The sequence below is a fragment of the Streptomyces sp. NPDC037301 genome (assembly GCF_055602785.1).
This window is the reverse complement of sequence record NZ_JBVJWD010000017.1, coordinates 17,206-32,744: the sequence shown is the minus strand read 5'-3', so window position 1 is coordinate 32,744 and position 15,539 is coordinate 17,206. Positions and strand designations below refer to the sequence as shown.

The 15,539-nt window shown below is 70.1% G+C and carries 19 protein-coding genes; 2 read left to right on the top strand and 17 right to left on the bottom strand.

What is annotated here, in order from left to right; genetic code table 11:
- Positions 1 to 39: 39 nt before the first annotated feature.
- Complete coding sequence (locus tag ACZ7IB_RS25680) at positions 40 to 1,023, bottom strand: asparaginase (protein ID WP_470916059.1); 984 nt, start codon at positions 1,021 to 1,023, stop codon at positions 40 to 42.
- A gap of 45 nt (positions 1,024 to 1,068) precedes the next feature.
- Positions 1,069 to 1,683, bottom strand: a complete 615-nt coding sequence (locus ACZ7IB_RS25675) for an RsiG family protein (protein ID WP_470916057.1) — start codon at positions 1,681 to 1,683, stop codon at positions 1,069 to 1,071.
- Between the two features lie 117 nt (positions 1,684 to 1,800).
- Here ACZ7IB_RS25675 and dtd point away from each other — a divergent pair, with 117 nt between their 5' ends.
- Entirely contained in the window at positions 1,801 to 2,250 is a 450-nt protein-coding gene (gene dtd, locus ACZ7IB_RS25670; protein ID WP_470916055.1) for a D-aminoacyl-tRNA deacylase, read from the top strand.
- Positions 2,251 to 2,351: 101 nt separating this feature from the next.
- Here the strand turns inward: dtd and ygfZ are convergent, their stop codons facing one another.
- The 6 genes from ygfZ to ACZ7IB_RS25640 all read right to left on the bottom strand — a co-directional run bounded on the left by ygfZ (position 2,352) and on the right by ACZ7IB_RS25640 (position 7,479).
- Entirely contained in the window at positions 2,352 to 3,317 is a 966-nt protein-coding gene (gene ygfZ, locus ACZ7IB_RS25665; RefSeq protein ID WP_470916053.1) for a CAF17-like 4Fe-4S cluster assembly/insertion protein YgfZ, read from the bottom strand.
- 50 nt (positions 3,318 to 3,367) lie between these two features.
- A complete protein-coding gene (locus ACZ7IB_RS25660; RefSeq protein WP_470916052.1) occupies positions 3,368 to 3,838 on the bottom strand; it encodes a Fur family transcriptional regulator in 471 nt (156 codons plus the stop codon).
- A 71-nt stretch (positions 3,839 to 3,909) separates the two neighbouring features.
- Complete coding sequence (locus ACZ7IB_RS25655; protein WP_470916050.1) at positions 3,910 to 4,482, bottom strand: heme-binding beta-barrel domain-containing protein; 573 nt, start codon at positions 4,480 to 4,482, stop codon at positions 3,910 to 3,912.
- A 335-nt stretch (positions 4,483 to 4,817) separates the two neighbouring features.
- Positions 4,818 to 5,723 (bottom strand): hypothetical protein, encoded by a 906-nt coding sequence (locus ACZ7IB_RS25650; RefSeq protein ID WP_470916048.1) that lies wholly within the window; start codon positions 5,721 to 5,723, stop codon positions 4,818 to 4,820.
- Positions 5,720 to 6,556, bottom strand: a complete 837-nt coding sequence (locus ACZ7IB_RS25645; RefSeq protein ID WP_470916046.1) for a hypothetical protein — start codon at positions 6,554 to 6,556, stop codon at positions 5,720 to 5,722. Before ACZ7IB_RS25645 ends, ACZ7IB_RS25650 begins: the two co-directional genes overlap by 4 nt.
- Positions 6,553 to 7,479 (bottom strand): hypothetical protein, encoded by a 927-nt coding sequence (locus tag ACZ7IB_RS25640; protein ID WP_470916044.1) that lies wholly within the window; start codon positions 7,477 to 7,479, stop codon positions 6,553 to 6,555. Before ACZ7IB_RS25640 ends, ACZ7IB_RS25645 begins: the two co-directional genes overlap by 4 nt.
- Positions 7,480 to 7,585: 106 nt before the next feature.
- Between ACZ7IB_RS25640 and ACZ7IB_RS25635 the strand changes: the two genes are divergently transcribed.
- Positions 7,586 to 7,948 (top strand): DsrE family protein, encoded by a 363-nt coding sequence (locus tag ACZ7IB_RS25635; protein WP_093540233.1) that lies wholly within the window; start codon positions 7,586 to 7,588, stop codon positions 7,946 to 7,948.
- A gap of 45 nt (positions 7,949 to 7,993) precedes the next feature.
- Here ACZ7IB_RS25635 and ACZ7IB_RS25630 read toward each other — a convergent pair whose 3' ends face one another.
- The 9 genes from ACZ7IB_RS25630 to ACZ7IB_RS25590 form a co-directional block, all read right to left on the bottom strand.
- Positions 7,994 to 8,251, bottom strand: a complete 258-nt coding sequence (locus ACZ7IB_RS25630; protein ID WP_383760227.1) for a DUF3099 domain-containing protein — start codon at positions 8,249 to 8,251, stop codon at positions 7,994 to 7,996.
- 80 nt (positions 8,252 to 8,331) lie between these two features.
- Positions 8,332 to 9,999, bottom strand: a complete 1,668-nt coding sequence (locus ACZ7IB_RS25625) for an IS200/IS605 family accessory protein TnpB-related protein (RefSeq protein ID WP_470916293.1) — start codon at positions 9,997 to 9,999, stop codon at positions 8,332 to 8,334.
- A gap of 256 nt (positions 10,000 to 10,255) precedes the next feature.
- Complete coding sequence (locus ACZ7IB_RS25620; protein WP_351200601.1) at positions 10,256 to 10,543, bottom strand: DUF1416 domain-containing protein; 288 nt, start codon at positions 10,541 to 10,543, stop codon at positions 10,256 to 10,258.
- A gap of 51 nt (positions 10,544 to 10,594) precedes the next feature.
- Positions 10,595 to 11,440: a sulfurtransferase gene (locus tag ACZ7IB_RS25615; protein WP_470916042.1), complete on the bottom strand. Its 846-nt coding sequence runs from the start codon at positions 11,438 to 11,440 to the stop codon at positions 10,595 to 10,597.
- Positions 11,441 to 11,598: 158 nt separating this feature from the next.
- Positions 11,599 to 11,706, bottom strand: coding sequence for a putative leader peptide (locus ACZ7IB_RS25610; RefSeq protein WP_350983699.1), 108 nt, complete (start codon positions 11,704 to 11,706; stop codon positions 11,599 to 11,601).
- A 208-nt stretch (positions 11,707 to 11,914) separates the two neighbouring features.
- Positions 11,915 to 12,604: an LmeA family phospholipid-binding protein gene (locus tag ACZ7IB_RS25605; protein WP_470916040.1), complete on the bottom strand. Its 690-nt coding sequence runs from the start codon at positions 12,602 to 12,604 to the stop codon at positions 11,915 to 11,917.
- A 133-nt stretch (positions 12,605 to 12,737) separates the two neighbouring features.
- The gene (locus ACZ7IB_RS25600) at positions 12,738 to 14,231 is read right to left on the bottom strand and encodes a hypothetical protein (RefSeq protein ID WP_470916039.1); all 1,494 of its coding nucleotides are present in this window, start codon (positions 14,229 to 14,231) and stop codon (positions 12,738 to 12,740) included.
- Between the two features lie 10 nt (positions 14,232 to 14,241).
- Entirely contained in the window at positions 14,242 to 14,496 is a 255-nt protein-coding gene (locus tag ACZ7IB_RS25595; RefSeq protein ID WP_470916037.1) for a MoaD/ThiS family protein, read from the bottom strand.
- Between the two features lie 41 nt (positions 14,497 to 14,537).
- Positions 14,538 to 15,434 (bottom strand): alpha/beta hydrolase family protein, encoded by an 897-nt coding sequence (locus ACZ7IB_RS25590; RefSeq protein ID WP_470916035.1) that lies wholly within the window; start codon positions 15,432 to 15,434, stop codon positions 14,538 to 14,540.
- Between the last annotated feature and the right edge of the window lie 105 nt (positions 15,435 to 15,539).

Below are 15,539 nucleotides of genomic sequence, written 5' to 3'. Positions count from 1 at the left end.
CCGAATGTCGCCCGGTTTTTCCGCCGACGGGTAATCCGGTCAGAACGCTGCCCGGATCTCGCCGACCTCGCCGCCGCCGCCCAGCAGAGGCGTGCGTCCGATCCGGGAGACCACCGGGGCGTCGATGCCGAGCAGGCGCAGCGACTGTGCCAGCACCGGGCCGAGGGCCCGCGTCGCACCGTCGTCGATCTTGAAGGCCAGCGCCCGGCCGTCCGCCAGCGCCACCGCCTGCACCGCCTCCGCGCCCATCTTGGAGAGCGTGCCCGGCACTTCCCGCATCAGCCAGGTGTCGGGGCGGCGCGTTCCGGCCACGTACTCGGGGTGGGCCCGCATCGCGTCCCCGACCCGGCGCTCCGCCGACCCCGGCTCCGCCAGCACGAACGAACGGAAGGCCCGCGCCAGACCCACCAGGCTGATCGCCATCAGCGGGGCCCCGCACCCGTCCGTACCGACCGCCGCGACCGGCTCTCCGGCAGCCTCCTCGACCACCTGGTGGACCAGTTGCTGGAGCGGGTGCGACGGGTCGAGGTACGAGGTCCGGTCCCAGCCGTTCACCGCGCACACCGCGAGCATCGCCGCGTGCTTGCCGGAGCAGTTCATGGTGATCCGGTCCCGGACGTGGCCCGCGGCGAGATACGCCTCCGCCTCCGCCGGATCCAGCGGCAGATCGGGCGGGGTCTGCAGATCGCCGGGCGTCAGTCCGTGTTCGGCGAGCATCGTGCGCACGAGTTCGAGGTGGAAGTCCTCGCCCGAGTGGCTCGCGGCGGCCAGTGCCAGCCGCTCCCCGGACAGATCGAGCCCGGCCCGCAGCACCGCCGCGGCCTGCATCGGCTTGTTGGAGGAGCGCGGGAAGACCGGCGCCGCCGGGTCGCCCAGAACCCGCTCCACGCTGCCGTCGGCGGCCAGTACGACCAGCGAGCCCCGGTGCCGGCCCTCCACGAAGCCGGACCGTACGACCTCGGCCAGGACGGGGTGGGCGGGGGATATGACGGAGGGAGCAGCGGGGGCGGCGCTGGAGGTCATGGTGGCCTTCCGGGGACGGGCGGACCCGCCCCCGGAAGGGTCGCTTCAGGCGAGCAGGTCGTCTACTTGTGCTTCACCATCACGGTACCTGCGGGCGATCTCCGCACTGCAATCGTCAGCGGTCCGTTGCAGCTGGTGACGGCGTCGGGAGACCTGCTGTTCGTAGCGGACCAGGCGCCCCATCGCGGCGTGCAGCTCTTCGTCCGTACGGGCGTCGAGGTCGGAGAGTTCGACCTCGGCGAGCGTCTCGGCCGCCAGTCGGCGGTACTCGTCGCTGCGCGGTGTGGTGAGCGTGACATGCCTGGCGGAGGAGCGGTGCTGGGACGGGGTGTCGGCGAGGATCTCCGAGAGCCGGTCCACCACGGGTGTCTCCGGATCCAGCCTTCGGGCCAGCTCGGCCCGCAGGATGTCGATCCGCCCCTGGACCAGCCGCCGCACATAGCTGAGGTCGGCCTCGTCGCGCTGCGATTCGCGGCGCAGGGTGCGCAGCTCCGGCAGCCGCAGGCCGTCCAGCTCGGGCTGCGGTCCCGCGGACGGGCCGTCCACGGGACCGTGACCGGTTCGCTGCACGGGTGGGCGCATGGTGCTGGTGCTGGTACTGGTGCCGGTGCGCGTGCCCGGCACGGCGCCGGGGGACTGCCCGGTTCCATAAGTACTCATGCTGTTGTCCATCCCCTCGACCGGTGCGTCGGCACACCGCCTTCCGAGCATGGTGCCACTCCCGTGGGGCCTGTGTGGATGCTCTGTACCCGTTCAGCCCAAGATAGGTTGGTCTGTATGCGTGCAGTGGTACAGAGGGTGGACGGTGCGAGCGTCACGGTGTCCGACGGCGCGGGCGCGTCGGGCGGGCCCGAGGTGGTCGGCGAAATCGTCGGCGAGGGGTTGTGTGTGCTGGTCGGAGTCACCCACGGGGACACCGCGGAGAAGGCGGCGCAGCTCGCCCGCAAGCTCTGGTCGGTCCGCATTCTGGAGGGCGAGAAGTCCTGCTCCGATGTGAATGCACCACTTCTGGTGATTTCGCAGTTCACTCTCTACGGGGACGCCCGGAAGGGGCGCAGGCCCACGTGGAACGCCGCGGCGCCCGGCGAGATCGCCGAACCGCTGGTCGACGAGGTGGTGGCACAGCTGCGGGCGCTGGGGGCGCAGGTGGAGACGGGCCGGTTCGGGGCGAACATGCGGGTCTCGCTCGCGAACCATGGCCCGTTCACCGTCATCATCGAGGTCTGAGCCGGGCCTGAGCCGGGCCGGGTCCGAGTCTGGTCCGTGTCACGTCTGAGCCAGGTCGAGCAGTCGGTGCAGACGGTCGTGCGTAGAGAATCTACGCACAGCTACGGCTCCACGACCGTCTCCTGGGCTGCGGCCGTGTCCCCCGCGAGCAGCTCCGCGTCCACCGCGACGTTCCGCTTGACCAGGGCCAGCGCGATCGGTCCCAGCTCGTGGTGGCGGGCGGACGTGGTGATGAAGCCCAGCTGACGGCCTTCGGCACCGTCCGCAGCGAGCCGTACCGGTGTGCCGTGCCCGGGCAGGACGACCTCGCTGCCGTCGAGGTGCAGGAAGACCAGCCGCCGCGGCGGCTTGCCCAGGTTCTGCACCCGGGCCACGGTCTCCTGACCGCGGTAGCAGCCCTTCTGGAGGTGGACGGCGGTGCCGATCCAGCCCAGCTCGTGCGGAATGGTGCGGTGGTCGGTCTCGAAGCCGAGGCGCGGACGGTGCGCCTCGACGCGCAGTGCCTCGTACGCCAGGATGCCGGCCACGGGGCCGTGCCCGGCCGCGTACTTCTCCAGGTCGGCGCGGGGCAGGAACAGATCCCGGCCGTACGCCGTCTCCCGTACCGTCACGCCGTCCGGGACCTCCGCGATGGAGCCGGCCGGCAGGTACACCACGGCGAAGTCCTCGGTGCGGTCGGCGACTTCGACCCGGTAGAAGAACTTCATGGATTCCAGATAGGCGACGAGGTCACCCTGCGTGCCCGGTTCGGCATGCATCCACACGGTCTCGCCGTCGTCGACGAGATAGAGGGCGTGCTCGATGTGCCCGTTCGCGGTGAGGATCAGGGCCTCGGTGGCCTGTCCCGGGGCGAGTTCGCTGACATGCTGGGTGAGCAGGAGATGCAGCCAGGCCAGCCGGTCGCTGCCGGTGACGGTGACGACGGCGCGGTGCGAGAGGTCGACGAGGCCGGAGCCGTCGGCGAGGGCGCGCTGCTCGCGGAACAGGTCACCGTAGTGCGCGGCGACGCCTTCGTCGCGGCCTTCGGCGGGGACGGCGCCGGGCAGGGACAGCAGGGGGCTCTTCATGCGACCAGCGTACGACGCGATTTAAGGCCGCCCTCCAGCTGCCGGTCGGCCTAAGGCTTGGGGTCGGCCGCGTCGGCCGTCCGGGGCGCACCCTCGGACGCCGCCTTCGCCGTGCAGTCGGCGCAGCGGCCGAAGATCGCGAAGTGCTTCATGTCCGTCTCGAAACCGAAGGTGCCCTGCAGCTTCGCGGTGAACTCGGCGACGACATCGACATCGGCCTCGATGACGTTCGTGCAGTCGCGGCAGACCAGATGGATGTGGTGGTGGCGGTCGGCCAGATGGTACGTCGGTGCCCCGTGGCCCAGATGGGCGTGGCTGACCAGCTCCAGCTCCTCCAGGAGCTCGAGCGTCCGGTAGACGGTGGAGATGTTCACGCCGGACGCGGTCCTGCGCACCTCGGAGAGGATGTCGTCGGGCGTCGCGTGTTCCAGCGTGTCGACGGCTTCCAGGACAAGCTGCCGCTGCGGCGTCAGACGATAGCCGCGCTGCCGGAGATCGGTCTTCCAGTCGGTGCTCACCACAGGCCCAGTGTAGGACCGGGTGAGCACCTGTCCGCAGCTTTGCACGAGGGGAAACCCGTGAACGGGCCGTACTACTTGAAGAAGGCGATGCCGTCGTCCGGCAGGTCGCCGAGGCTCTTCGCCATCGCCTCGACCTCTTCCGGGGTGACGGTCTTCTTCAGATGCGCCGACATGTACGGGCGCAGCTCCACCTCGGGGGTGGCCTTCTCGCCGACCCACATCAGGTCGCTCTTCACATAGCCGTAGAGACGCTTGCCACCGCTGTACGGGCCGGAGGCCGCGGTCCGGGCCACCGCGTCGGTGACCAGGTCGATCTGCGGCTTCTTGTCGGCCAGCTCGCCGTACCAGATCTCGATGACGCCCTGGTCGCGGACCATGACGACCTCGACCTTGCGGTCCTTGTCGATGCGCCAGTAGCCGGACTCGGACTCCAGCGGCTTGGCCTTCTTGCCCTCGGAGTCGAGCACCCAGGTGTGCGAGACGTACTCCAGGAAGTCCCGGCCGTCGTGGCTGAAGGAGACTTCCTGGCCGAAGTTGCACTGCTCGGCGCCGGGGAAGTCGGAGACACCGGCGCCCGCCCAGTTGCCGAGGAGGAAGGCCAGCGGGACGAGGTCCGGGTGGAGGTCGGACGGGATCTCGATCATGAGCGGCTCAGACGATCTGTGAGGTGGGGGCGGGTGAGTGCGGACGTGACACATCGGGCATGAGTGTCACGTTCGTGACGGGGGGGGTACCCGCGCGGACGGAGGCGAGGGCGGCCAGGGTCAGCGCTGACCCTGGTACAGCTTCTTCACGGTCACGCCGGCGAAGGCGATAACGCCGACGCAGACCAGGACCAGCAGGGCGGAGAAGAATGCCTCAAGCACGGGAGCTCCTTGGAACGAGCGGTATGGCAGCAATACGGGGCCGGGCCCCAGCCTAATGGGTTGGGGCCCGTCCCGTCGGTGCGGGGTTTGCCCGGGGACCGCCGAGGGGCAGGTCAGCCCAGCAGCTGGTTCTGCAGGATCAGCGTCTGGTGGAACGGAACACTCCGAGTGCCCTCCTTGCCCTTGCGGGACTGGACGACGAGGGCGAGCGTGTCGCCGGCGACCAGGTAGCCCTGGCGGATCTGCGCCTTGCCGTACGGCTTCGCCTCGTCGTACGCGTACGACGCGGTGCGCTCCACCTTGCCCGCGCCGTTCCAGCCTTCGTCGAGGACCATCTCGGACATCTCGGACGTCCCGACGAGCGGCACCCCGGCGGGGGTGTCCTGGACGATCGCGTCCCTGAAGTACTGCGCGAAGGCCGTCGAATTGAACTGCACGAGATAAATCCGGGACGACGTGCCGTCGGGCATCGTCCAGCCGCGGGCGGCGACGTGCCGCGGAGCAGAGTCCTTCAGTATGTGTGTGATGTCGGAGCGCTTGCCCTTCGCATACTCGGAGAGGTACTGCTCCGTGCTCACCCAGCCGCCATCGAGCTTCTTGTCCACGGTTGCTCCGGCCGGAGCGGGCAGCAGCAGACGCCGAAGGTCGGCGTGGTGGATCTCGGCGGCATTGCCGTCGCTGAACGGGCGGGGCGAACCGGCCGGCAGCGCGGGCAGGCTCAGCTCGGGATAGTCCCAGCGGCCGTCACTCTCGGTGGCCAGACCCGGTACGTCGGTGCGCTCCATCGAGGTGATGCCGAAGGCCGTACCGGCGCCGAGGCCGCCGAGAACCAGGGCCGCGACAGTCCACCGGGCGACAGCCCGCAGGACGCGCCGGGGCTGCTTGGACGCCGGCGGCGGGGCCGACGGAGGCTCGGGCGCCGGCGGTACGGGGGTGGCCTCGGAGGGCGCGGCGGGCTCGGTCCCGGCGGGCGCGGCGGGCTCGGTCCCGGCGGGCGTTTCCGTCGTCTGCTCGGTCATACGTACTCCCCCGGAGACGTGATGTGGTTGAGCTGGTCCTTCAGCAATTCGGCGACGGCCGCCCGGTCGAAGGGCACGGTGCCGGATGCCGAGACACTGATGCTCAGCTCACCGTCGTACGCCATGCACTCCATGGACACGATGGAGTCCTCGCCGCCTTCACTGTCCTTGCGCAGGACGAAGCACTTGGCGTTCCTCGTGTGCCCCTGGATCTTCGGCCCCTGGCGGAAGATGCCGATGGTCTCGAAGAGGTCCGACCTGACGTCGTAGAGGTTCCGGACCGCCTTCTTGTCCTTCATCCGCATGATCTGTGTCTCCACCAGCAGGTCGTTGCCGTCCGGTACATAGGAACGGACGGCCGTGCCCTCGATACGGAGCTCGTCGATCCGCTTCTCGTAGTCCCGGCGTTCCTTGCCCGCGAGACCGTGGGCGCTCTCCTTCACCGCGGCTGCCGCCTTGCTGCCGCTCTGCTCACCGTCGTTGCCCATCTCTCCGATGTCGGGGCCGAGCCGGTAGCCGATCGGGACCGGCAGCAGCAGCTTGCTGAGCTCGGTGGAGGCCCTGCCCCGGGCCACGTCACCGGCCGGGTCCTTGCCCGGCTTGCGCTCGGGCTCCTGCCAGAGGACGGTCCTGACGCTGTGGTCCGCGCTGTCCACCGTGCTGCTGGTGTACGCGGCCGCACCTCCGACCGCGGCGATCACCAGCACGACGGGGAGCGCTGTGCGGATCACCCGGCGTGCCCGGCCGGGGACGGCCGGGGGAAGCGGGGCCGCGGGCCCGGGAGCGTCGGCGCTCTCGTCGGGCGTCGTCACCTGCGTGGCCACGTCGTTCACAGGCGCTCCAGCTGTCGCTCGGCCAGCGTCCGGATGTCCTTCTTGCTGATCGGTACGGTGTCGTAGATGTTGATGTCGGCCATGATGTCGCCGCGGTACACGATGGCCCTGGCCCGATAGGCCGGCAGATAGCCCGGTTTCCGCTCGACCTCGTAGAGGTAGTAGCGGCCGTTGCCGCTTCCCTTGAGCGGATCGCCGTCGTTACCCGCACCGAACTCGGTGCCGGGCATGTACGAACGCTGGCCCTCGGCCAAGCCCTGGGCTACCTGCTCGACGCCCGAGCGGAACTGCACGAGATGGGTCTCGGCGGTGCGGTACTGCCCGCGCTTCCAGGCAGCGCCCGCGATCCGGCGCATGCCGGACTCCAGGAAGTACTCGTACTGGGGGCCCTTGTCCCTGAAGGTGCGGGCGTACTCGTCCACGCCCAGCCAGCCGTCGCGGAAGCCCAGCGCCGCCTTGTCGTCGCTCCAGCCCGCGGGCCTGTCGGCGAGCAGCTTGCGCAGGTCGCCGTCCGTCCTGACCCGACGGTCCTGGGACGCGGGCAGCGGGTCGGGGACCTTGCCCCGGGGCAGCGCCTTCGCCGGGTAGGCCAGATCGGGCTGCGACAGGGCGGGCAGCGGTGTCGGGGCCCGTCCGGCCTGCACGTCGCAGCCCACGGCGGTGCCGCCTGCGATGCCGAGCACCGCGGCAGCGGCGATCAGCAGGGTCGTACGCCCACGCGGGCGCCTCGCGACGGGCGCTGTGGCCACAGGGGCGGGCGCGGACTCGGGCGCAGGCTCGGGCTCGACCGCAGGCACGGTCACCGGCCCGGACCCGACCGAGGGCTCGGCCACCGGCGCGGATGGCTCTGCGGCGCCGGTCGGTGCCTCTTCCCCGGCGAGCGGCTCGGCCTGCCCGTCAGGAATGGTGTCTTTCGGTTCCAAAAGGGGTCCCCCCACGAGACCTGAGGCGCAGATTCCGTTATCCGCGCACACACCTGACTGCCACCGAGGAGATGAGGTTGCCCGCCCGACGATTACAGTTCGGCATATGCCGAAGAAGCTCGTGATCAAGGTGACTGCCGGTGCCGACTCAGCCGAGCGCTGCTCGCAGGCGTTCACGGTGGCCGCGGTCGCCGTCGCCAGCGGTGTGGAGGTCTCGCTCTGGCTGACCGGTGAATCCTCATGGTTTGCTCTGCCGGGGCGCGCCGCGGAGTTCGAACTGCCGCATGCCGCGCCGCTGCCGGATCTGATCGAGTCGATCCAGGCGGGCGGGCAGATCACCCTGTGCACGCAGTGCGCGGCCCGTCGCGACATCACTGAGCAGGACGTCCTGGAGGGCGTACGGATCGCGGGCGCCCAGGTCTTCGTCAGCGAGATCATGGCCGACGGCGTCCAGGCCCTCGTCTACTGACGCGCCACGCGCACCCGCCCGCGCCCCCGTCAGGCCCTAGTACACCTAGTGCCGTTTCTTGCCGTCGAGTTCGTCCCACCACTCGTCGGACTTCGGGTCGCCGGACGGATCGTCCCACCAGCGGTCCTCCGGGCCCCGGCGGTTGGCGATCATGGCGGCGACGGGCGGGATGACCATGGCGACGAGACACATCGCTATCGCGGCGGGCATCGACCACAGCCGGACGAATGCCCAGGCCGATACGAAGAGGACGATGCAGCCGCCCATCATCAGGAAATAGCCGCGACGGCGTCGGGCGTACATAAATCCAGCGTAGGCCCGTTACGCGCACACGCGAATGGCGCGAAGGGCCGCACCCCGCTTCAGAAGGCGTCCAACCGTTCCTAGCCAGTGTGCATGAGTGAGTCCTGGACCCACTGATGTGTACTGGGCGCATCCCGAACGGTGTTGGATGCGCTGGGTTCCCGCTTTCTCGTCCCGTTCGGCGGCACGTCTCTGGGGGCGTGGTCCGTTGCGGGTGGGCGGGTTCCGTCACGTCCTCGGGTGCCTGGTGGGGCCTGGGCGGTCCGATGCCCCGCACGATCACTCCGGTCGTGTGGGGGCGGTGCCGTCCTTCCCCAAGCTCTCAACTCCGTTCGAGCAGGGGATACCCCATCCCGGACCGGGTGTCCGAGGGCGCGTCGTCCGATCGCGATACCGGCGGCATCATGACGGGACATTCTGCGGCGCGGGGTGGCCAGCGGTTTCTGCCAGTGCTGGGCACCCCACATCGAGGTGTAGGCGGGGTCGACCGCGACAATGCTCAGGCCCTGTTCGGCGGCCATGGAGACCAGCCGGGCCTTGAGCCTGCCGGTCGGAATACCTGAGATCAGCTGGCGGAACCGCTTCCTGCGGCCGTGCTTCTCCCGCGTTTTCTCGGCGGTGAAGTCGAGGTCTTCGATGCCGATCGCGGCAACACCGGCCTGCTTGGCCCAGTGGATCAGCCGGGTCAGCGCGTGGCGGATCTGGGCGTCGCGGTGATCGGCGGCGCCGGACAGGTCGTAGAAGAACCGCCGGGGCTCGCCAATGGGGTTGCCATGTGGGTCGAGCTGGTAGGCGGCGAAGTGGTCGGCGTTGGTGTCGACGCCGATCATGCCCCGGGCGCGGGCGGCCTCCAGCGGGATGGTCTGCACGGCGGGGCGTTGCCAGGATGCGGTGAGGTACCAGCGGCGACGGTCGGTGTCGAGGTGGATGCGGTAGGCCACGGCCCGGTTCGCAGTGACGCGGTCGGCCCACTCCACGCCCCGGTGCGCGAAGCCGATACGGACGGTGAGGGTGTACCGGCCATGAGGGGCGTTGGCCAGGTGGGCGAGCGGGGCGGGCAGCTTGATGGACACTTCGCCGTCCGGGGTGACGCGGATGGTCTCGTTCCCGAACCGTTTCCCGGACTCGCCGTCGGCGGCGATGAACCAGCGTTCCGCTTCCCAGCGTTCCCGCCACTGGCTTTCGGTGAGCTGGGCCTGGGTGAGGTGGTGACGGGTGTTGAGGAGACGTTTGCCGCCCCGCACGACCCGGACGCGTCCGGCCTGCCGGTCACGGACCGCGGCATCGTGCCGGGCTTCCAGCGCCGCGAGGCGGCGGGACTTGTGGAACCACTCGCCCTTGGAGCGGTAGCCACCGGCTGCCCGCTTGGTGCCCCTCGCGCCGATGGGGAGGGACAGGCGGTGCCGCAGCGTCCCGATCCCGGCCTCCAGATTCCGGATGTGCGCCGCCTGACAACGGCGCGCCAGCGCCCACTGATCATGGGTGGCCTTGGTGATCGCACCCGCGATCCGCGACGACGACAGCGCGGTCAGGACCCGCTTACGCGACGCCCAGGTGTCCGCGCTGTGCTCCAGACCATCCGCACAACGGACCCTGAGATCCCGGGAGGCGAGCGCGCCCTGATGCTCACCGACCGCACGCAGAACCTTCTCGTCCTGGGGCGTGAGGTGCTTCAGACGGTCCCGGACCGCCACCCCGCGGGGCCCGGGCACCACGAACGGCGCCGCCAACTCCCGCACACCACCCACCACGTCACCCTCCCCGATGAGACCGGACACCCGCTACCCAGCCCAACGAGCACCAGCCGCCAAGGTCACCCATTCGACCCCAGAACTACCGTTCCCACCCCGCGAAGCACCGACAGGACCCACTCCTGCTCGCTACAACGCACTTCAGCTCAGCAAACCGACAGCAGCTCACAACCCCTGGGGTACGGCCCCTCGGCCGGTGAGGTGTCGCGGGTGCCCGCCGGGCCGGTCGGCCGGGCGGGCTCCCGCGTGCGAACTAGACGGCGATCGCGACCTCAAAGAGGCCACCGGTCTGCGCCACGACCGTGCGGTCGGCGCTGCCGCCCGGGACGAGGGCGCGCAGCGTCCACGTGCCCTCGGCCGCGTAGAAGCGGAACTGTCCGGTCGCCGAGGTCGGGACCTCCGCGGTGAACTCGCCGGTCGAGTCCAGCAGACGCACGTAACCGGTGACGGGTTCGCCGTCGCGGGTCACGCTGCCCTGGATGGTGGTCTCACCGGGCTTGATGGTCGAAGCGTCGGGGCCGCCGGCCTTTGCTCCACACATGGTGTTCTGTCCTTCTGGGTCGGGGGTCGTGCTGGTCCGGGTCGTGCGGAGTTACTTGTTGGCGCCGAGCTCGATCGGCACACCCACGAGGGAGCCGTACTCGGTCCACGAACCGTCGTAGTTCTTGACGTTCTCCTGGCCGAGCAGCTCGTGCAGCACGAACCAGGTGAGCGCGGAGCGCTCGCCGATACGGCAGTACGCGATGGTGTCCTTCGCCAGGTCGACCTGCTCGTCCTCGTAGAGGGCCTTGAGCTCGTCGTCCGACTTGAAGGTGCCGTCGTCGTTGGCGTTCTTCGACCACGGGATGTTGCGGGCGGTCGGCACGTGGCCGGGGCGCTGGGACTGCTCCTGCGGGAGGTGCGCCGGGGCGAGCAGCTTGCCGCTGAACTCGTCGGGCGAACGCACGTCGACCAGGTTCTGGCTGCCGATCGCCTTCACGACGTCGTCGCGGTAGGCGCGGATCGACTCGTCCTGCGGCTGGGCCTTGTACTCGGTGGCCGGGCGCGACGGGATCTGGTCGCCGTCGACCAGGTCGCGGGAGTCGAGCTCCCACTTCTTGCGGCCGCCGTCGAGCAGGCGGACGTCCTGGTGACCGTAGAGCTTGAAGTACCAGAACGCGTAGGAGGCGAACCAGTTGTTGTTGCCGCCGTACAGGACGACAGTGGTGTCGTTGCCGATGCCCTTCTCGGACAGCAGCTTCTCGAAGCCGGCCTGGTCGATGAAGTCACGGCGGACCGGGTCCTGGAGGTCCTTGGTCCAGTCGATCCGGATCGCGTTCTTGATGTGGTTCTTCTCGTACGCCGAGGTGTCCTCGTCGACCTCGACGAGAGCGATCTCCGGGTCGTCGATGTGGGCCTCGACCCAGTCGGCGTCTACCAGGACGTCACTGCGGCTCATTCTGTTCTCCTCCGGGGCAGTCTGCGGCGAGATGGTGCGAGACGGTGCGTGATGCGGACGTACGGCGGCACAGGGTGCGGCGCACGTGCGCAGGCGATCGGGATGGGCCCTGACATCGGTCGAAGGGCCGGGGAATGCGGGGTGCCGAAGGCTCCCGCTCAGACAGTGCGACAGAGCATGGCGGCGACGCGGCACAGGTCCACTGCCCGCCGCTTCGTGAGATCCGCCCGTCCCCGCTGTGGGAGACCGCCAATAGAGCACTGCATGGGACCGATCGTAGGGAGGTACGGGCGGGCATGTCACCGCCGTGTCGCATCATGAGACACGATCGTCCGTGATGTGAGACATGGATGGCATTACGACTTCCCCCGCGCCGCCCCTCGCCGTCGGCGCCCGTCGGCCATCTACGGATCGGACGCAGCCGTCTCAATATGTGGCGCGCAGGGTCATTGGGCCCCCATTTGCCGGTCGGTCTTATCCCGCGAGCCGTACGTCCGTGCCCGTCACCGAGATCTCCAGGCCGTCGGCGGTCGGCTGGATCTTCTCCAGCTTCAGACCGCTGGGCAGACCGCCGACCTCCCGCTCGAAGTCGGTCTTCTCGCGCACCAGGCCCTCCAGCCCCGGGATGCCCTCGCCCGGCACCTTGTCCGCGTGCACCTTGATCCTGTGGCCGTCGACCAGGGTGACGGTGGAGAGCACACTGCGCGAGAGCGGGCTGCCGAGGATGTCGACCGTGCCGGTCACCTTCACCTTGCCGTTGCCGCCGTACTCGACGACGACGCCGTCGCCGGCGGCCTTGGTCAGGTCCTCGTACGAAATGACGGCCGTGCCGGTGGCCCGGGCAGCGGTGGCGCTGGAGTAGCCGTCGGCGAGCTTCACCTCGTGCAGCGCGGCGTTCATCCGACTGATCCGGATCCTGTGGCCGTTGGCGTCGGTCTCGATGCCGGTGATCTTGACGTCGACCTCGTCGAGCTGGTCTCCGGCGACCTGTGTCAGGAACGGGAATCCCTTGATGGAGACGTCCGTCGAGCCGATCGTGGCGCCGGTGACCTGGACCCGCCCCTCGACCTCCGACTCGGCGAAGTACACCGCCGCCCGGTCGACGGCGACGAAGATCCCGCCCAGAACCACCACTGTCACCAGCAGTATTCGCAGTGCACGCATGCCCGTTCTTCCCCCCACCCTGAATCCGGCCGGCCCCCTGGCGCCCGCGCGTCCGCCATGGATGCACAGGACGCCCGGGGTGATCGACGAACGGTCACCCCCCTTCGGTTCCCGGGGGCGATACCGTTCCGCGCTACGAGATCGCGCGGCCGATCAGATAGACGGCGGGGGCCGCGGCGGTGAGCGGCAGTGCCACACCGGCCGTCATGTGGACGAACCGTGACGGGTAGTCGTAGCTCGCCACCCGCAGCCCGATCAGTGCGCAACCGCCCGCCGCGAGGCCGAGCAGCGCGCCCTTCGTACCGAAGTCGGTGAACGCCCCCGCCACCGCACCGGCGCCCGCGGCAGCGAGCAGCGCCGCCACGACCGAGGCAGGTCCGGGCAGCGGCAGCGCGCGGACGAGCACGGCGACCGCGACGGCCACCCCGCCCACCGTCACCGCGTCCGGGACCGCCGCGAGATGTCCTGCGGCCAGGACGGAGAGGGCGGCCGACGCGACGGTGGCCATCAGCCCCTGCATCCGCTCGTCGGCGCTCGCGTGGCTGCGCAGCTGGAGGACCACGGTGAGCAGCACCCAGATACCGAGGGTGCCGAGGATGGCGGCCGGTCCGTTCTCGCGGCCCGCGGCGAGCAGTGCGATGTCGGCTACGAAGCCACCGGCGAACGCGAGCGCGATGCCCTGCCGGGCCGGCCACATGCCGTTGAGCCGGAACCAGCCGGCCGCGGTCACGGCCTGGAGCAGTACCAGGGGTACGACCAGGGCGTACGGCCCGATCGCGGCGCCGAGGGCGAGCAGCAGCCCGAGTCCCGCAGTGATCCCGGCGGGCTGCATACCCGGCGCGATGATCGGCGAACGGCCCTCGGCGCGGGCGCGCTGGGCATTGGTGATGCGGCTGTTGCCCAGAGTGGTGGGCGCGCTGTAACCGGTGGCATCGTGCGCGGACGCGGTGGCGGCCGGAGCCGCGCCGGCGGGTGCGGCCGCCCGGACCGGCTCGGCCGCGAGGGGCGCGACCGGGGCCTCGGGAGGCAGCGGGTAGGAGCCGGAGGCACCCAGCGGCGGCTGCGGATATCCGGTCTCGGCGGCGGCCGGAACGGGATGCTGCACCGGCTGGGCGGGCTGCACGGGCTGGGAGGACTGGGCGGGCCGGATGGCCGGCTGGTACTGGGTGTCCCAGGTCTGGCCCTCCCAGGTCTGGGTGACACCGGGATCCTGCGGGCCGTGCCCAGCAGGCGCGGCGGGCTCCTGCATGTGCCCGGCCGGCCACGCGGGCCCGGGGTTCGCCCGGGGTGCCTGGTTCGGGTCGTACGGGCCGTGCGCCTGTTGCGGGGCTCCGTACGGGGCCTGCTGACCATACGACTGCGCGCCGTAGGACTCGCCCCCGTACGGCTGCTGACCGTGGGACCGGTCGCCGTAGGACTGATCCGCGTACGACTGATTTCCGTACGACTGCGCGCCGTAGGACTGGTCGCCGTAGGACTGATCCCCGTACGACTGCGCGCCGTAGGGCTGGTCGCCGTAGGACTGATCCCCGTGCGGCTGCGCAGCCTGCGGCTCCTGGCCGTTCAGCGGGTCGTACCCGTAGCCCGGGTCCTGTCCGTACGGATGCTGCTGATCGTTGCTGCTCATGTTCTGCGGTTCACCCTCCTGCGAACGGCGGGAGCACCTCGACCGTGCCGCCCTCGGCAAGGCGTACGGTCTCATGACTGCGGGTCCCCACGGGGGCACCGTCGATGAGGAACGAGCACCTTTGCAGCACTCGGGTGAGTTCACCGGGGTGCCGCTCACGCACCGCGTCGAGCGCCTCGGCGAGGGTCGCGGCTGAGTACGGCTCCTCCGCGGTCCCGGCGGCGGCCTTGGCGGCGGCCCAGTAGCGGATCGTTCCCGCAGGCATGGCGGAGTTCCTCTCGTCTCGCATCAGCTGTCCATCATGAATCACCGCGCCACCGCCCAGTCTCCGATGCGGGTGAGCAAGCTCTCGTCGGCGGCGTTCTCGGCATGGCCCATGCCGCGCTCCAGCCACAGCTCGGCGCCGTCGCCCGCCGCGTCCGCCAGCATCCGGGGGTGGTCCAGCGGGAAGTACGGGTCCTGGTCGCCGTGCACGATCAGCAGCGGGGCCGGGGCGATCAGCCCGGCCGCCTCGACCGGCGGGAGCGGCACCGGATTCCAGTCGTTCCGGTCGATCCGGGTGCGCAACCCGTAGCGGCCGACCAGCCGGCCGAGGGGTCGGGTGACCACCCAGTGCAGGCGGCGCATCGGAGCCGTGCCCCGGTAGTACCAGCGGGCAGGGGCGCTCACGGCCACCACCGCATCCGCATGCGCCTCGTTGCGCGCCTCAATGCGCCCCTCGCGCTCCGCAGTGCCACCGGCTTCCGCGCCGGCCGTTGATCGGCCCGTATACAGCGCCCCGTGCCGCAGCACCACGGAACCGCCCATCGAAAACCCGACGGTCACGATCCGCCGGTGCCCGAGCGCCCGCGCCCACTCCACCGCAGCCGCAAGATCCAGCACCTCGCGGTCGCCCACCGTCGACCGCCCGCCGGACCCGCCGTGCCCCCGGAAGGAGAACGTGATCACGGCCGCACGCTGGGCGAACACCCCGGCGGCACGCCGCACCGCGGGCCGGTCCACCGATCCGGTGAAACCGTGCGCGACCACGATCGCAGTACTGTCGAAGGATGTTTCCGCAGCAGCCCCGGCATCTGCCGTACACGGCTCGTACACCGCCTCGATATGGACCCCGTCATCGGTCCGCAATGTGGTGCGCAGTGGACCCGGCGTGATCAAGGGAACAGAAGAACTCGGAAATCGCCCCTCGGACACTGAACTCATGTGGGCTATTCTGCTGGGAAGAGGATCCGGGCAAAGCAGCCCCCGGGTCCTTTTGTGCTTTCCAAGCGTTGTTACGGCGACGTTTCCACAAGCTCAGCGGTCCCA

What these genes read in the sequence shown, in the direction of transcription:
- ACZ7IB_RS25635 (WP_093540233.1), top strand. Translation starts at nt 7,586, where the DNA reads ATGCCGAAGAAGCTCGTGATCAAGGTGACTGCCGGTGCCGACTCAGCC.
- ACZ7IB_RS25675 (WP_470916057.1), bottom strand. Translation starts at nt 1,683, where the DNA reads ATGAGTACTTATGGAACCGGGCAGTCCCCCGGCGCCGTGCCGGGCACG.
- ACZ7IB_RS25600 (WP_470916039.1), bottom strand. Translation starts at nt 14,231, where the DNA reads ATGAGCAGCAACGATCAGCAGCATCCGTACGGACAGGACCCGGGCTAC.
- ACZ7IB_RS25620 (WP_351200601.1), bottom strand. Translation starts at nt 10,543, where the DNA reads ATGTGTGGAGCAAAGGCCGGCGGCCCCGACGCTTCGACCATCAAGCCC.
- ACZ7IB_RS25610 (WP_350983699.1), bottom strand. Translation starts at nt 11,706, where the DNA reads ATGCAGTGCTCTATTGGCGGTCTCCCACAGCGGGGACGGGCGGATCTC.
- ACZ7IB_RS25655 (WP_470916050.1), bottom strand. Translation starts at nt 4,482, where the DNA reads ATGATCGAGATCCCGTCCGACCTCCACCCGGACCTCGTCCCGCTGGCC.
- ACZ7IB_RS25605 (WP_470916040.1), bottom strand. Translation starts at nt 12,604, where the DNA reads ATGCGTGCACTGCGAATACTGCTGGTGACAGTGGTGGTTCTGGGCGGG.
- ygfZ (WP_470916053.1), bottom strand. Translation starts at nt 3,317, where the DNA reads ATGAAGAGCCCCCTGCTGTCCCTGCCCGGCGCCGTCCCCGCCGAAGGC.
- ACZ7IB_RS25650 (WP_470916048.1), bottom strand. Translation starts at nt 5,723, where the DNA reads ATGACCGAGCAGACGACGGAAACGCCCGCCGGGACCGAGCCCGCCGCG.
- ACZ7IB_RS25630 (WP_383760227.1), bottom strand. Translation starts at nt 8,251, where the DNA reads ATGTACGCCCGACGCCGTCGCGGCTATTTCCTGATGATGGGCGGCTGC.
- ACZ7IB_RS25595 (WP_470916037.1), bottom strand. Translation starts at nt 14,496, where the DNA reads ATGCCTGCGGGAACGATCCGCTACTGGGCCGCCGCCAAGGCCGCCGCC.
- ACZ7IB_RS25680 (WP_470916059.1), bottom strand. Translation starts at nt 1,023, where the DNA reads ATGACCTCCAGCGCCGCCCCCGCTGCTCCCTCCGTCATATCCCCCGCC.
- ACZ7IB_RS25615 (WP_470916042.1), bottom strand. Translation starts at nt 11,440, where the DNA reads ATGAGCCGCAGTGACGTCCTGGTAGACGCCGACTGGGTCGAGGCCCAC.
- dtd (WP_470916055.1), top strand. Translation starts at nt 1,801, where the DNA reads ATGCGTGCAGTGGTACAGAGGGTGGACGGTGCGAGCGTCACGGTGTCC.
- ACZ7IB_RS25590 (WP_470916035.1), bottom strand. Translation starts at nt 15,434, where the DNA reads ATGAGTTCAGTGTCCGAGGGGCGATTTCCGAGTTCTTCTGTTCCCTTG.